This window comes from Bartonella sp. CB10SXKL (assembly GCF_042195515.1).
Classification (GTDB): Bacteria; Pseudomonadota; Alphaproteobacteria; order Rhizobiales; family Rhizobiaceae; genus Bartonella.
Window position 1 is genome coordinate 96,491 of sequence record NZ_JBHION010000004.1, and the last position, 17,047, is coordinate 113,537.

The 17,047-nt window shown below is 38.5% G+C and carries 13 protein-coding genes and 1 pseudogene; all 14 read right to left on the minus strand.

Annotation, left to right across the window (positions count from 1 at the left end; genetic code table 11):
• Positions 1–7: 7 nt before the first annotated feature.
• Complete coding sequence (proS, locus tag ACFIK3_RS03640) at positions 8–1,333, minus strand: proline--tRNA ligase (protein WP_375657769.1); 1,326 nt, start codon at positions 1,331–1,333, stop codon at positions 8–10.
• Positions 1,334–1,535: 202 nt separating this feature from the next.
• Entirely contained in the window at positions 1,536–3,212 is a 1,677-nt protein-coding gene (locus ACFIK3_RS03645) for a ribonuclease J (RefSeq protein ID WP_273791272.1), read from the minus strand.
• A 45-nt stretch (positions 3,213–3,257) separates the two neighbouring features.
• Positions 3,258–4,067, minus strand: a complete 810-nt coding sequence (locus ACFIK3_RS03650; RefSeq protein ID WP_375631153.1) for a biotin--[acetyl-CoA-carboxylase] ligase — start codon at positions 4,065–4,067, stop codon at positions 3,258–3,260.
• Positions 4,067–5,521: an NADH-quinone oxidoreductase subunit NuoN gene (nuoN, locus tag ACFIK3_RS03655; protein ID WP_375676269.1), complete on the minus strand. Its 1,455-nt coding sequence runs from the start codon at positions 5,519–5,521 to the stop codon at positions 4,067–4,069. Before nuoN ends, ACFIK3_RS03650 begins: the two co-directional genes overlap by 1 nt.
• A gap of 17 nt (positions 5,522–5,538) precedes the next feature.
• Positions 5,539–7,008, minus strand: coding sequence for an NADH-quinone oxidoreductase subunit M (locus ACFIK3_RS03660; RefSeq protein WP_273791287.1), 1,470 nt, complete (start codon positions 7,006–7,008; stop codon positions 5,539–5,541).
• Positions 7,008–8,972, minus strand: a complete 1,965-nt coding sequence (gene nuoL / locus ACFIK3_RS03665; RefSeq protein WP_375631157.1) for an NADH-quinone oxidoreductase subunit L — start codon at positions 8,970–8,972, stop codon at positions 7,008–7,010. Before nuoL ends, ACFIK3_RS03660 begins: the two co-directional genes overlap by 1 nt.
• Before the next feature lie 6 nt (positions 8,973–8,978).
• Positions 8,979–9,287, minus strand: coding sequence for an NADH-quinone oxidoreductase subunit NuoK (nuoK, locus tag ACFIK3_RS03670; RefSeq protein ID WP_273791275.1), 309 nt, complete (start codon positions 9,285–9,287; stop codon positions 8,979–8,981).
• A 13-nt stretch (positions 9,288–9,300) separates the two neighbouring features.
• Positions 9,301–9,921 (minus strand): NADH-quinone oxidoreductase subunit J, encoded by a 621-nt coding sequence (locus ACFIK3_RS03675; protein ID WP_375676270.1) that lies wholly within the window; start codon positions 9,919–9,921, stop codon positions 9,301–9,303.
• A gap of 94 nt (positions 9,922–10,015) precedes the next feature.
• Positions 10,016–10,507 carry an NADH-quinone oxidoreductase subunit NuoI gene (gene nuoI, locus ACFIK3_RS03680; RefSeq protein WP_273723184.1) on the minus strand — a complete coding sequence of 164 codons (492 nt, stop codon included), beginning with the start codon at positions 10,505–10,507 and terminating at the stop codon, positions 10,016–10,018.
• Positions 10,508–10,521: 14 nt separating this feature from the next.
• Positions 10,522–11,568 carry an NADH-quinone oxidoreductase subunit NuoH gene (gene nuoH / locus ACFIK3_RS03685; RefSeq protein ID WP_375637643.1) on the minus strand — a complete coding sequence of 349 codons (1,047 nt, stop codon included), beginning with the start codon at positions 11,566–11,568 and terminating at the stop codon, positions 10,522–10,524.
• Between the two features lie 27 nt (positions 11,569–11,595).
• Complete coding sequence (gene nuoG / locus ACFIK3_RS03690; RefSeq protein ID WP_273791277.1) at positions 11,596–13,665, minus strand: NADH-quinone oxidoreductase subunit NuoG; 2,070 nt, start codon at positions 13,663–13,665, stop codon at positions 11,596–11,598.
• A 68-nt stretch (positions 13,666–13,733) separates the two neighbouring features.
• Positions 13,734–15,038, minus strand: coding sequence for an NADH-quinone oxidoreductase subunit NuoF (nuoF, locus tag ACFIK3_RS03695; RefSeq protein WP_375676271.1), 1,305 nt, complete (start codon positions 15,036–15,038; stop codon positions 13,734–13,736).
• Between the two features lie 145 nt (positions 15,039–15,183).
• A pseudogene (gene nuoE, locus ACFIK3_RS03700) lies at positions 15,184–15,856 on the minus strand (NADH-quinone oxidoreductase subunit NuoE).
• Positions 15,856–17,046, minus strand: coding sequence for an NADH-quinone oxidoreductase subunit D (locus ACFIK3_RS03705; protein ID WP_273791280.1), 1,191 nt, complete (start codon positions 17,044–17,046; stop codon positions 15,856–15,858). Before ACFIK3_RS03705 ends, nuoE begins: the two are co-directional and overlap by 1 nt.
• Position 17,047 lies beyond the last annotated feature (1 nt).

Below are 17,047 nucleotides of genomic sequence, written 5' to 3' on the forward strand. Positions count from 1 at the left end.
TTTCCTATTAAATTATAGAAAGTTGGCTGAGCACATCTTCAACCTTTAGAGATTTTTTTATTCCTGTTTTTCGATCTTTAATTTCAACTTCATTTTGTGCAATGCTGTTAGGGCCAACAATGACTTGCATTGGCAAACCAATCAAATCCATTGTTGCAAATTTTGATCCAGGACGTTCATTTCTATCATCTAATAACGGATCAAAACCAACCTCCTTTAATCCCTGATAGAGAAACTCACATGCCTGTGTGCATTTTTCATCATCGGGTTTCATATTGATAATCCCAAAATCAAACGGTGCCATCGACTTTGGCCAAATAATACCATTTTCATCATGAGAAGCTTCAATAGCGGCTGCAACAAGACGCGAAGGCCCAATACCATAAGATCCCATAGAGACCACATGCTCTTTTCCATCTTGTCCCATAACTTTTGCTCCCATTGGAGCAGAATATTTAGTACCAAAGTGGAAAATATGACCTACTTCAATACCACGCGCTGAAAGACGATTATGATCAGAAACTTTAGCCCACTCCTCTTCATTATGCATTTCTTCCGTTGCTGCATAAAAAGATGTCCATTGCTTAACAATATCATCTAAAACAGCTTTATCACTAAAATCGATTGAACTATCTGGAACGGTAAGTTCAAGAAATTGTTTATCACAGAAGATAGCACTCTCTCCTGTTTCAGCCAAAATGATAAATTCATGACTGAGTTCCCCCCCTATTGGACCTGTATCTGCACGCATAGGAATTGCTTTTAATCCCAGGCGAGAAAAAGTGCGTAAATAAGCAACAAACATACGATTATAAGATGTTTTAGAACCTTCATAATCAAGATCAAAAGAATAAGCATCTTTCATTAAAAATTCTCGTGCTCGCATCACACCAAAACGTGGACGAATTTCATCACGAAATTTCCATTGAATATGATATAAATTCAGCGGAAGATCTTTATAAGAACGAACATAAGAGCGAAAAATATCTGTTACCATCTCTTCATTGGTTGGACCATAAAGTAAATCACGCTTTTGACGATCTTTAATGCGGAGCATTTCCAAACCATAATCATCATAACGACCGCTTTCACGCCAAAGATCAGCAGACTGAATTGTAGGCATCAATATTTCTATTGCACCCGCACGTTCTTGCTCTTCACGAATAATTTTACAAACTTTATCAAGCACTTTTTTTCCCAAAGGAAGCCAAGAATAAATCCCTGATGTTTGTTGTCGAATCATTCCAGCGCGCAACATGAAGCGATGAGAAACAATTTCTGCTTCTTTAGGATTCTCTTTTAAAAGTGGAAGGAAATATTGAGAAAGACGCATTGAAATAATTAACTCCTAATCAGATCTATCATATCGGAACAATTTATCACACCCTCTATTCATCTATAGCCGCATTCTGAATACTTGCAAATATAACGATCTTATCATTTAAAAATTTATTGTGCTTTATTCTCTATTTTTCTTATTTAGCAATAAAATAAAAATGCTCTTCTCTTTTTAAATAACGTAATATGAAAGTTCTTTATTTTGACCGATGTAAAAAAACTGTACAGATAGGTTTTTTTTGCCAAATTTCATGAACAGCCGCTCTCACTGCACGTCGTGTTGCCTCTCGAATAAGTTCATTATTTTTCTGTTTCATGCGTGGGATATTATAAACTGTATTTTCTACGATATCTAAAAGAATATCTTTTAAACTTTTCCCCTTTCCATTACTTTCAGGTAACCCTAATATTGTTAGACCTATATCCCCTAATAATTCATGCTTACTATTTATATGGAGAGAAATAGTAACATGACCAGCATAACTTAGTTTGCGGCGCTCACGAATCCCTAATTCATCTTCATCTCCAATTAAGCAACCATCCTTATAGATGCGGCCAACAGGAACTTGATCAATAACTTCTACAGGCTTTGGTGCAAGACGTAAAATATGTCCATTTCTGATATCCGTAACAGTTTTAATACCTGCTTGACGTGCTAAAGTTGCCTGAGCCTTAAGATGCATTGCTTCCCCATGTACAGGGACAAGTATTTGTGGCTTTATCCAATCATACATCTGTAAAAGTTCTGAACGACGTGGATGACCTGAAACATGAACAAGCGCATCTTCATTCGTAATAATTTCAATACCCAAATCAATGAAACGATTTTGTACCTCAATAATCGCTTTTTCGTTTCCTGGAATACTTCGTGATGAATAAATAACGGTATCACCAGCGGAAAGTGCAATATTTTTCATTCCATCACGTGACAGTTTAGCCAAAGCTGCACATGGCTCACCTTGGCTCCCTGTGACAATTAAAACAAGATCTTTTCGCGAGATATAGCCATAATCATCTTCCGTTACAAATGGCGCTAAACCATTCATATAACCAAGCTCTTGTGCAACCATAATACTTCGCTTAAGGGAACGCCCAATGACAAGCACCTTACGTCCAGCAGCTTCAGCTGCAAGAGCAATAGAACGTATCCGACCAATATTAGAAGAAAAAGTTGCTATCGCAACGCGCCCTTCAGCTTTGGAAATAATCTCTGAAAGACTGGCTTGAACTTGCTGTTCTGATGGAGATATACCATCCCGACATGCATTTGTGGAATCACAAAGTAATGCTAAAACACCTTTTTTGCCTAAAGCACGAAATCTTTTTTCATCGGTTACAGCCCCGAGTGAAGGGGTATGATCAATTTTCCAATCACCAGTATGAATCACTGTCCCCAAAGAGGTTGTAATTGCTAAAGATACAGATTCTGGTATTGAATGGTTAACGGCTATAGCCTCTACAGCAAAGGAACCTACCTGAAAACAATCACCAGCTTGAAAAATATTGAGTAAAATTTTTTGAGATTCAAAATCTAATTGTTTTTTAGTTTCCAATAACCCTGCCGTAAAAGGCGTACAGTAAATTGGCACTTGTAACTTTGGACATAAATCAAGAACGGCCCCATAATGATCTTCATGTGCATGTGTTAAAACAAGACCCCGTATATTATGTTTTTCACTTTCTAGGAAACGAATATCAGGCAAAACAAGATCGACACCTGGTAATTCAGAACCAGCAAAACTAACCCCCATATCAACCAGCAGCCATTCACGAAGACTTTGGGGACCAAATCCGTAAGCAGCTAAATTCATCCCTATCTCACCTACACCTCCCAGAGGTAAAAAAACAAATTCATTCTTATTGGCTGCAACCATAAACATCTCCCAAATCATTAAGGTATCTGATGGTAAAATAATTTTTCAATAACGACCTGCATTAATAGAATCAGCGGAACCAAAATGAACATCTCCAGCTGTTATAATGGCTGTCTGACCGTCTTTTTGCTTTATGATGCAGTTAAAATCACTATCAAGACCATCAAAAATACCCTCAATGACTTTTTCATCATTCACCACTTTGACATGTTTTCCAAGGTGAGCGGAATATAAAAGCCATTTTTTTCGGATTATTTCACATCCTTTTGGTTGTTTCCAAAGAAGATAATTTTTAGAAAAACACTCCGTCAAAACCGTAAATAATTGTTCTGCATCAATATGCAAACCGATATTCTTTAAGCTTGAAGTGGAATAAGGTGCATCTTCATAATTATATTTCACATTTATTCCAATACCAATAACCAAGGCATATTGTTGTGATGACAATTTTAAAATCTCAAGCAAAACTCCAGAGCTTTTTTCTCCTTTGAGCAAAATATCGTTTGGCCATTTTAAGCTCACAATATTGTTTGTCTGCTTTTCCTCTTTTATCAATTGTTTTATTGCCTCTGCCACACTTACTCCAGCAACAAAGCCAAGTTGAGCCGCAGTTTGATGTACAATATCATCAATTAATAAAAGACTAGAATAAAGGTTCCCTTTTGGACTAGACCAAGTCCTCCCTCTTCTTGCTCTTCCCTGTGATTGTTCTTGTGCAACAATCCAAAGATTACCTTGATGACCAGTTTTCGCTTTTCGTTGCGCAATGAGATTTGTTGAATCAACACTATCGTACGCTTCAACAGTGTATCCCTGTTTTTGTGCAAAATCTGATAAAGTATAAACCATATTCATTAAAACAATGCTGTTGCTGCTTTTTCTGCTAGCTCAGCGAACCAAACTCCAAAAAGCGCGTAAAATAAAATAAAGAATACAGAAAGACTAAGACAAAACTGAAGCTCATTCGATAAAGCAACAAAATGCGCTTTTGCATCATCAAACCACATAATTTTAATGACTCTCAAATAGTAAAAAGCCCCAACGACAGACGCTATCATCCCCACGACAGCAAGTGGAGTAAGTCCAGCGTGGACAGCCGCAGAAAATGTATACCACTTTCCAAAAAAACCAGCCATAGGAGGTATGCTTGCTAAAGAAAAAAGCTGTATTGTCATCACAACAGCCATAAAAGGATTCGTCTTTGCTAACCCTGAAAGATCATAAATATTTTCAACATTGCCATTCTGAGAGCGCATTCCAAGAATAAAGGCAAATGAACCAATCGTCATTCCAAGATAAATCGTCATATAAAGAATAACACTTTTTACTCCTAGCATATCTCCAGCAGATAAACCAACAAGTGCATAGCCCATATGACTGATCGAGGAATAAGCCATTAAGCGCTTAATATTATTTTGACCAATTGCAGCAAAAGCACCCAGTATCATTGATGCAATCGCCATGAACACCAAAATTTGTTGCCATGCAGGCATCACGTTATCAACACGCCCTAGGGGAATAAAGGTCATCACAATAATACGGATGATTAAAGCCATTGCAGCAACTTTAGGGGCACCAGCAAAAAATGCTGTAATCGGTGTGGGCGCTCCTTCATAAACATCAGGTGTCCACATATGAAATGGAACAGCAGAAATTTTGAAAGCCAAACCAGCTAAAATAAAGACAATTCCAAAAATGACCCCCAATTGTACATTCTTACCTTTTAAAGCAAGAGCAATTTCGTGAAAACCAATTTGACCGGTAAAACCATAAAGTAAAGAAATACCATAAAGAAGCAACCCTGAAGATAATGCTCCTAAAACAAAGTATTTTATACCGGCTTCAGAAGATTTCACATTATTACGATTAATCGCTGCTAAAACATATAAAGCTAAAGATTGCAATTCTAACCCCATATAAAGCGACAGCATATTACCCGCTGAAATCATAAACATCATTCCAAGGGTTGCTAAAAGAACAAGCACTGGAAACTCAAATATATTAAACTTTTGTGCATTGGCAAAACCAACAGACATGATAAGAGAAAAGAGTGCACCAATAAGCATTAAAATTTTCATATAACGACTAAAGGAATCGATAACGAGCGCATTGGTTTGAAATGAACCATTTTTCGGAAAAACTATAAGAATAATAATGGTTGCCACAAGAAGTGCCATGGCTAAACCTGTCACTGTTAAAGAAGCACGTGTACTGGAATAAACACCAATCATAAGTAGCACGACAGCTCCTAATGCGATTAAAAGCTCCGGAAGAATTAAGACTAATTGCGCTATTATTTCAGTTTGCATGTGCATTCTTCCCTTATCTAGTGCAGTTTATTGATGAGGGTTTCTACGGAAAACGCCGTTGCCTTAAGAATAGGCGTTGGATAGATACCAAAGAATATTGTAAGAATAACCATTGGATAAAGGAGGAATTTTTCTCTTAAAGAAAGATCTATTAATACTTTTAAATTCTCTTTATCCAAGGAACCAAAAACCACACGCCGATAAAGATAAAGGGCATAGGCTGCCGATAAGATAACACCTGTTGTTGCTAAAACAACAACCAATTTATTTACTTGAAAAACACCTATTAAGGTTAAAAACTCACCCAAAAATCCTGAGCTTCCAGGCAAACCAACATTTGCCATAGTGAAAATTAAGAAAACAACAGCATATTTAGGCATATTATTCACTAAACCACCAAACGCTGAAATTTCACGTGTATGCAAGCGATCATAGATAACCCCAACACAAAGAAACAATGCTGCTGAAACAATTCCATGGGATAGCATCTGATAAATAGCCCCTTGTATCCCCTGTTCATTTGCAGCAAAAATACCCATTGTCACATACCCCATATGCGCTATTGAAGAATAAGCAATAAGTTTTTTGATGTCACTTTGAACAAGTGCAACCAGTGATGTATAAATAATAGCGATAAGCGATAATGTGAAAACAAAAGGCGCAAAATCTGCTGAAGCGATAGGAAACATAGGCAAAGAAAAACGAAGAAAACCATACCCACCTAATTTGAGTAAGACACCAGCTAAAATAACGGAACCCGCTGTCGGTGCTTCTACGTGAGCATCAGGGAGCCATGTATGAACTGGCCACATTGGCATTTTAACTGCGAAAGAAGCAAAAAATGCAAGCCATAGCCATATTTGCATATGAGCAGGAAACTGATAATTGAGTAAAGTTGGTATATCAAGTGTCCCAGCCTCCCAATACATAACCATAAGAGCAACCAGCATAAGCACTGAACCAAGTAAAGTATATAAGAAAAACTTTATACTTGCATAAACACGACGTGCTCCTCCCCATACACCTATAATGATAAACATTGGAATAAGGCTGCCTTCAAAAAAAACATAGAATAGCATTGCATCAAGAGCACAAAAAACGCCAATAATCGCAACTTCTAGAAGAAGAAACGCAATCATATAAGCCTTTAATCTCTCTTTAACATTCTCCCAACTTGCTAAAATACAGAAAGGCAAAAGAAAAGCCGAGAGAACAACAAAAAGAATAGAAATACCATCAACCCCCATATGATAGCTAATACCCCCCCCTAACCAACTGGATTTTTCAACCATTTGAAAATTTTGGTTGCTAGAATCAAATCCTATCCAAATAATTAAAGAAATAATAAAAACAAATAGAGTCGTAAAAAATGCGACATTACGTATATTATGGCGTGCTACTTCACTATCATCTTTGATAAACAAAATCAGAAGCACACCAACAAGCGGCAAAAATGTAACCGTAGAAAGAATAGGCCAATCGGTCATTAGTTTACGCCCCCGATCATCATCCATGTAATGAGCAATGCAACGCCGATAAGCATTGCAAATGCATAGTGGTAAAGATAGCCTGTTTGCATTCGAACAACTCTATTTGTAATATCAACAACACGCGCTGCAATACCATTAGGACCTAGACCATCAATAATCTTACCGTCTCCCACTTTCCAAAGAAAAGAACCAATTCTAAAGGTAGGACGAACAAACAAAAAGTTATATAATTGATCGAAATACCATTTTTGGTAAAGAAAGTTATATGTTCTTGGCATAATACGAACCATTTTCTTAGGAAGAGATGGAATAGAAACATAAAATAAATAAGCTAAGATAAACCCAAGAAGCATCGCTATAAATGGCGACCATTTTACCCAATTAAAGACATGGTGGGCATCATGAAGAATGTGATTATGGCTGCTTGTAAATAATGCTCCCTTCCAAAAAGCATTATACAACTCACCAAAAAAGTAAGGTTGGAAAACGACACCAGAAAATATTGCTCCAATAGATAAAAGAAAGAGTGGAATCAACATAACTGGAGGCGATTCATGAACATGATGCATCACATCAACTGTTGCCCGTGGTTTACCATGGAATGTCATAAAGATAAGCCGCCATGAATAGAAACTTGTTAAAAAGGCAGCAAAAACAAGAAGATAAAAAGCATATCCTGAAGCAATATTATGAGATGCAAAAGCAGACTCTATAATCGCATCTTTTGAGAAAAAACCTGCAGTCCCGAAAAGTGTTCCTGGAATTCCAACACCGGTCAAGGCAATGGTCCCGACCATCATCATCCAATAGGTGACCTTTATATGTTTGCGTAACCCACCCATTTTTCGCATATCTTGTTCATCAGATACAGCATGAATCACAGAACCTGCACCAAGAAACAATAAGGCTTTAAAAAAAGCATGCGTAAAAAGATGAAAGACAGCAGCGCCATAAGCTCCAACACCTAATGCCACAAACATATAACCAAGTTGAGAGCATGTAGAATAAGCAATAACACGCTTAATATCATTCTGCACCAACCCCACAGTTGCTGCAAAAAACGCTGTTGTTGCACCAACAATAATAATCACGGTCAAAGCAGTCGAAGAAAGTTCAAAAATTGGCGACATACGCGCAACCATAAAAACACCAGCCGTTACCATTGTAGCGGCATGAATAAGCGCTGATACAGGGGTTGGCCCTTCCATTGCATCAGGCAGCCAAGTATGTAAAAGAAATTGTGCGGATTTTCCCATCGCACCAATAAATAATAAAAGACATGTAATGGTAATTGCCGTCTGCCCATCAAATTGCCAATCTAAAAATGTCACATTTTGTATAAAGCTCTTGTCGGCAGCTTTTGCAAAAATAGAGGCAAAATCAACTGATTGGAACAAAACAAAAATACTAAAGATTCCTAAGAGAAAACCAAAGTCTCCAACACGGTTAACTACAAAAGCTTTCATTGCGGCCTTATTAGCAGAATCGCGCTGAAACCAAAAACCGATGAGTAAATAAGAAGCAAGTCCGACACCTTCCCATCCAAAAAACATCTGAATCAAATTATTGGATGTGACCAACATAAGCATCATAAATGTAAATAAAGAAAGATAAGAAAAAAAACGAGACCTTGAAGGATCATGATGCATATAACCAATTGAATAAATATGCACCAATGCCGAAACACTGTTTACAACAATAAGCATGACAGCTGTTAATGCATCAACATGTAAAGCCCAATTAAAGCTTAAGTCACCAACAGTCATCCAATGTAATACCGATACATCAATCGCTGGAATATGACCAAGTGCAGTACTGAAAAATGCTATCCACGATAATATGGCAACAACAACCATAAAGCTACATGTTATCAATTCACTCGCACGATCTCCTATCGTTTTTCCACCTAGTGCAGCAATTAAAAAACCCAAAAGCGGAAGAAAGACAATCGTATAATACATCACTGGTTAGCCTTTCATTACATTAACATCTTCAACCGCAATGGAACCACGATTACGGAAAAAAACGACCAGAATTGCTAAACCAATGGCAGCTTCAGCAGCTGCTACGGTTAAGACAAATAAAGCAAATACCTGACCAACGAGATCATGAAGAAATGCTGAAAATGCAACAAAATTGAGATTAACTGAAAGCAATATAAGCTCAATGGACATCAAGATAATAATCACGTTTTTTCTGTTGAGAAAAATTCCAGCAATACCAATTGTAAACATCAAAGCAGAAACAGTGAGATAATGTGTAATATCAATATACATCTACATAGCCCCCTTATATACCTTTGCCTGATTCAACTTGTTTGATTTCAATAGCACTTTCTACCGTTCTAGAAACTTGCTCCGCAATAGATTGCCGCTTTACTCCTAATTTATGACGAAGTGTTAGAACAATAGCTCCAATCATTGCAACCAATAAAATCATTCCAGCAATTTGAAAATAGAAAACATAATCCGTATAGAGAATATCACCTAATGCTTGTGTATTTGTTCGCTGGGCTAAATCTGGCATTGGTTGCGTAACATGCGTTCTCAAGATTGGAGAAAAATAGCTACTCATAAAAACAACAATCAATTCTACAGCGATAATAACACCAATAAGAGCTCCAATAGGAGCATACCGAAGAGTTCCATTCTTTAACTCAGCAAAATCAACGTCAAGCATCATAACGACAAATAAAAATAAAACAGCGACAGCTCCAACATACACAACAAGCAGAATAAGCCCTAAAAACTCTGCCCCTGCAAGTAAAAACAAAGCTGCTGCATTAAAAAATGCGAGGATTAAAAATAAAACAGAATGCACTGGATTGCGTGCTGTAATAACAATAACTGCACTTGTTAGCATAATAAAAGCAAACAAATAGAAAAATGCCGCCGCTAGATCTGTTAGCATAGGCTTCTCCTTAATTATTCAAACAATTGGTATAAACTTCATACCAGATTACAATTTATCGGAAAAATATCCGACACCTCATTTAACGATACACTTAACGATAAGGCGCATCCATCAATATATTTCGAGCAATTTCTCGCTCCCAGCGATCTCCATTCAATAAAAGCTTTTCTTTATCATAATAAAGTTCTTCACGTGTTTCCGTCGCAAACTCAAAATTTGGACCTTCGACAATAGCCTCAACCGGACAAGCTTCTTGACAAAAACCACAGTAAATACATTTAACCATATCGATATCATAACGGACAGTTCTACGTGTACCATCATTGCGCCGTGGCCCAGCTTCAATTGTAATCGCTTGAGCAGGACAAATCGCTTCACATAATTTACAAGCAATACACCGTTCTTCACCATTTGGATAGCGACGCAATGCATGCTCACCGCGAAAACGCTGAGATACAAAACCTTTTTCATAAGGATAATTAATCGTGGGCTTTGGTGAAAAAAATTGGCGCATAGCTAAGAAAAAAGCACTCACAAATTCCAATAGAAGAAGTGACTTTGCCGCCTGAATGAAACCTGACATCGTAAAATCTCCTCTTAAACGAAATCCGTAAACTTTAAAAAAGCAGCAGTTATCACAACCATTGCTAGTGAGAGAGGAAGAAAAACCTTCCAACCAAGCCGCATGAGCTGATCATAGCGATAACGTGGAACAAATGCTTTAACCATAGCAAACCAAAAAAATACAAAACAGACTTTTAAAACAAACCAAATGATACCAGGAACCCAATTAAGCCACCAAACATCTAAAGGAGGCAGCCAACCGCCTAAAAATAGAATGGTTGTTAATGCGCACATTAAAACAATCGCAACATATTCACCTAAAAAGAAGAGCATGTAAGGCGTTGAAGAATATTCTACCATATGACCAGCAACAAGTTCAGATTCTGCTTCCACCAAATCGAATGGAGGACGGTTTGTCTCTGCAAGCGCAGAAATAAAAAATATAATAAACATTGGAAAAAGGACCAACCAATTCCAATCGAGAAAACTGTTAAAAGGAAGACCAAGAGTTGTACCAAAACCATGACTTTGTTTAAGAACAATTGTTGTAAGATCCAACGAACCACTCACTAAAATAACGGTCACAAGCACAAAACCAATGGAAACTTCATAAGAAACCATTTGTGCCGCCGAACGAAGAGCTCCTAAGAAAGGATATTTTGAATTTGATGCCCATCCCCCCATAATAACACCATAAACTTCAAGAGATGAAATAGCTAAAATATAAAGCAAGCCAACATTAATCTTCGCAACCTCCCAACCCTCATTGACAGGAATAACAGCCCAAGTTGATAAAGCAAGTGTCGCTGAAACAAAAGGAGCCAAAAGAAAAACCCCCTTATTTGCACCTGCTGGGATAATAGGTTCTTTCACAACAAATTTAATTAAATCTGCAAAAGACTGTAACAATCCCCATGGACCAACAACGTTTGGTCCACGACGCAATTGTACCGCAGCCCAAATTTTTCTATCTGCGTAAAGAAGGTAAGCAACTAAGACCAAAAGAACGACCAAAAGAAGAAGTGTTTTTCCGATTATAATGAGTAATGGCAACAGCCAAGTCATAAAGAAATCATACATCATTATTCTTTTTCCTTTGCCCTTACTTTACAGTACAGTTTGCGTAGAACGATTTTTTGCAAGAGATGAACATTTAGCCATAACAGCAGAAGCACGTGCTATCGGATTTGTTAAATAAAAGTCTTTAACCATAGAAGTAAATGTTTGACTCTCGAGAGAAACCATTTTTGAACCAAGCGCCTTAAGACCACTTATATCAGAAGGCACTATATCATCAACAGCACAAAGGTGTGGATAATCATTAAACAAGCATTGCCTTAATTGAGGAAGAGAATCAAAAGGGAGTTTTTGCCCTAAAATATCCGATAAAGCACGCAAAATAGCCCAATCTTCTTTTGCTTCACCTGGAGCAAAACCAGCCCGATTTGTCATTTGAACACGTCCTTCTGTATTCACATAAAGCCCTGATTTTTCAGTGTAAGCAGATGCAGGCAAAATAACATCAGCAGCATGTGCACCATTATCACCATGGCTCCCAATATAAACTGTAAAAGCTTTTGTATTGGCTAATTCTACTTCATCAGCACCAAGCAAAAATAGAACTTCACAGGTTTTAAGTATATTTGCAACCCCAAGCTTAGAAGTAAAACCTATGTCTAACCCTCCAACAATCGATGCTGCATTATGAAGAACCCCAAACCCATTCCATGTCTCACTAAGAGCACCAATATTATCAGCTAATTTAGCAAGACTTTTTAAAACAGATAAACCTTCATTTCCTGAAACAGCCCCCTCTCCGATAAGAATAAGGGGCCTCTTCGCTTCTTTTAAGACATTAAAAAAAACATCCTCTCCACGAATAAGTGTCGTTAATGTATCACTCCCAGATCCAAGGTAAGAATAAGGATAACGTAAATCGACTTTCTCTCCAATTAATGCAATAGGAAAATTGCCCATCCGTTGGCGCTTTAAAATACGCGCATTTAAAACAGCTGCTTCATGACGTGGATTAGATCCCACAATAAGCAGTGCATCAGCCTGTTCAATACCTACAATTGTAGGATTAAAAATATAACTCGAGCGTCCAAACTCTGGCGATAAAGCCCCCCCTCTTTGACGACAATCAAAAAGCGTTGAGCCCAAAGAGCTCAATAATGTTTTAAGGGCATACATTTCTTCAACAGAAGCAAGATCTCCAGCAATGGCTCCAATTTTTTCTGGAAAAATTTTAGAGATCACCATTTTAATTTTTGCAAAAGCTTCTGTCCAACTGACAGGTTGAAGCTTTCCATCTTTGCGTACATATGGCTTATCAAGCCGCTGAGTCCGTAATCCATCCCAAATAAAACGCGTTTTATCAGAGATCCATTCCTCATTTACATCTTCATTCGTACGCGGCATAATCCGCATAACTTCACGGCCGCGGCTATCAATACGGATAGCACTACCAAGCGCATCCATCACATCAATCGATTCCGTTTTTACCAATTCCCACGGACGGGCATGAAACGCATAAGGTTTTGAAGTTAAAGCTCCCACTGGACAAAGATCAATAACATTTCCCTGTAACTCAGATGTCATAGCTTTTTCAAGATACGTCGTAATTTCAGCATCTTCACCACGACCGATCAAACCAAGCTCAGAAATACCTGCAACTTCCGTTGTAAAACGAACACACCGTGTACAATGAATACATCGTGTCATAACAGTTTTGACAAGAGGTCCAATATATTTATCTTCTACAGCACGTTTATTTTCTGTATAACGAGAACAATCTCGTCCATAAAGCATTGCTTGATCTTGAAGATCACACTCTCCCCCTTGATCACACACTGGACAATCCAAAGGATGATTAATGAGAAGAAATTCCATAACACCTTCACGTGCTTTTTTTACCATCGCCGTATTGGTAAAAATTTCAGGTGCTTCACCGTTAGGCCCTACTCGTAAATCACGAACCCCCATAGCACAAGAAGCCTGAGGTTTTGGAGGACCCCCCTTAACCTCAACTAAACACATACGACAATTTCCAGCAATTGATAAAGATTCATGAAAACAAAAACGTGGCACTTCAACACCCGCCGCCTCAGCAGCCTGAAGCAACGTGTAGTAATCAGGAACTTCAATCTCTTTGCCATCAACTTTGATATTTATCATCACCCATCCAACCTGCGGATAACCCACTTAAAATTTGCATTCGGTTGCTCTTAGAACAAAATCCGTTATTAAACCGCTCCTAAAGCAATATTTTTGCTTTGGACTACATTTCGCGTGTATTCATCAATTCTACGCTCGATTTCCGGACGAAAATTACGTATCAACCCCTGTACAGGCCATGCGGCAGCATCACCAAGCGCACAAATAGTGTGTCCTTCAACCTGTTTAGACACTTCAAACAAAAGATCAATCTCGCGTTTTTGCGCTCTTCCTTCAACCATACGCCCTAAAAGACGCATCATCCACCCCGTCCCCTCACGACACGGTGTACACTGTCCACAACTCTCGTGCTTGAAAAAAGCAGCTATACGCCAAATTGCCTTGATAATATCGGTTGATTTATCCATAACAATCATTCCCCCTGTGCCAAAAGAAGACCCGACATCTCTCATCCCATCAAAATCCATGATCGCATCGATCATATCCTCACCACGAACGACTGGACAAGAAGCCCCCCCTGGAATAACCGCTAAAAGATTATTCCATCCACCACGAACACCACCCGTATGTTTTTCAATTAATTCACGGAATGAAACACCAAGAGCGTCTTCAAATGTACAAGGTGCATTAACATGCCCTGAAACCATAAATAATTTCGTTCCAACATTATTTGCTCGTCCAATTGATGAAAACCACGAAGCACCCCGCCGCAAAATCGTTGGAACAACGGCAATAGACTCTACATTATTTACTGTTGTTGGACAGCCATAAACCCCCATATTGGCAGGAAATGGTGGCTTAAGCCGAGGTTGCCCCTTTTTTCCTTCAAGACTTTCAAGAAGAGCCGTTTCTTCACCACAAATATAAGCACCAGCTCCATGATGAATAACAATATCACAAGCATGCCCATATTTCGTTTTTTTGCCAAGTAACCCCGCATCATAGCACTCATCAACGGCAGCTTGAAGCGCTTCACGTTCACGAATATATTCACCACGAATATAAATAAAAGCAACATTGGCTCCCATAGCAAAAGTAGCGATTACACATCCTTCAATCAAAGTATGGGGGTCATGACGTAAAATATCACGGTCTTTACAAGTTCCAGGTTCAGATTCATCGGCATTGACAACCAAATAATGAGGACGCCCATCATTCTGCTTTGGCATAAAGGACCACTTCATACCAGTAGGAAAACCAGCACCACCACGACCGCGTAAACCCGATGCCTTCACTTCGTCAATGATCCAATCACGACCTTTGTCAATCATCTCTTTCAGACCATTCCAATGCCCACGCAACATCGCAGCCTTTAATGATTTGTCTTTTAAGCCATAAATATTGGTGAAGATACGATCTTTATCAGCTAGCATACCTCACCTTTTTTCTATTACCCATAGCATTTTCCGCTTTTCCTCAAATGCAATTTTTAAATATCTTTTCAAGACTTCTTACTTTTCGTTAAATGTTGCCATCATGGGTAGAATAATAAAATATTTTTTCAAGAAAAATACTTAATTATGTTCCCATTCTTTCCTTATCCTTTTTTGGTGAAGACTTGAGAGATCTTTTTTTCTTTCTCATCATCAATAAGAGAAGTTAAACCACTAATCGGTTCCGACGATTTACGACTATTTTGTGGACCAACCGCTATCTCAGAACTTTCACCTGCTTCAAATGCATCAATAATTTCTTCAAGGCGTTCAGCTGTAAGATCTTCATAAGTATCTTTAAAAATCATAACCATCGGAGCATTAACACAAGCACCAAGACACTCTACCTCTTCCCATGATAAGGTTCCATCCTGATTGGTCGCAAAAGGTTCATGATGAATTTTTTTCTGACAAACTTTAATCAATTCATCAGAACCACGTAACATACAAGGCGTTGTACCACAAACTTGAATATGCGCTTTTGTTCCAACAGGCTTAAGCTGAAACTGAGTATAAAAAGTAGCAACTTCTAAGACACGGATATAAGCCATGGAAAGAATCTGAGCAATATGCTCAATCGCAGCACGTGTCACCCAACCATCTTGCTCTTGAGCGCGCATTAATAATGGAATTACAGCAGACTGCTGACGCCCTACAGGATATTTTTTTATGGTATTTTGTACCCATATCTGATTTTCTTTTGTAAAAGAAAACTCAGCCGGCTGATAAACATCATCTGCAAGACGGCGTACGGACATTAGCGATCAACCTCCCCAAAAACAATATCAATCGAACCCAAAATAGCTGTAGCATCTGCCAACATATGACCTCTGGTTAAAAAATCCATAGCTTGGAGATGAGCAAACCCAGGAGCACGCAACTTGACACGATAAGGCTTATTGGTCCCATCAGAAACAAGATAAACACCAAACTCACCCTTCGGAGCTTCCACAGCAACATATACTTCTCCAGGAGGTGTATGAAAACCTTCCGTATAGAGTTTAAAGTGATGAATCAGTGCTTCCATCGAGCTTTTCATTTCACTCCGCGTCGGTGGTACGATTTTGCGATCCAAGCTCGAAATCGGTCCATTTTTTTCAGTACTCAGTAAACGCTCCACACATTGGCGCATGATTTTCGCTGATTGACGCATTTCTTCCATACGAATAAGATAGCGATCATAACAATCGCTATTTTTACCTACAGGAATATCGAATTCCATTTCATCGTAACATTCATAAGGCTGACTTTTACGCAAATCCCATGGAACACCAGCTCCACGAATCATAACCCCAGAAAAACCGCGTGCCCAAGCTTCATCAATACTTACAACGCCAATATCCACATTACGCTGCTTAAAAATCCGATTTGGGGTCACAAGCGCATCAAGTTTTCCGAGAGAAACAAGAAATGGATCAATAAAATCACCAATATCTTCAACTAAAGATTCTGGTAAATCTTGATGCACGCCACCGGGACGAAAATAATTTGCATGAAGACGAGCACCACAGGCACGCTCATAAAAAATCATCAACCTTTCACGTTGCTCAAACCCCCAAAGCGGTGGTGTTAAAGCGCCAACATCCATTGCCTGTGTCGTTACATTAAGCAAATGATTAAGAATACGCCCAATTTCAGAAAACAAAACACGTATTAATTGCCCTCTTTTAGGAACTTTAATATCTAATAACTTTTCAATAGCAAGAACAAAGGCATGTTCCTGATTCATAGGAGCAACATAATCCAAACGATCCAGATAAGGACCCGCTTGAAGATAAGTCTTTGTTTCCATTAATTTTTCAGTACCGCGATGCAACAACCCAATATGTGGATCTACACGCTCAACAACTTCACCGTCCAACTCCAGAACCATGCGCAAAACCCCATGCGCGGCAGGATGCTGCGGACCAAAATTGATATTAAAGTTTCGAACATTGACCTCAGCCACA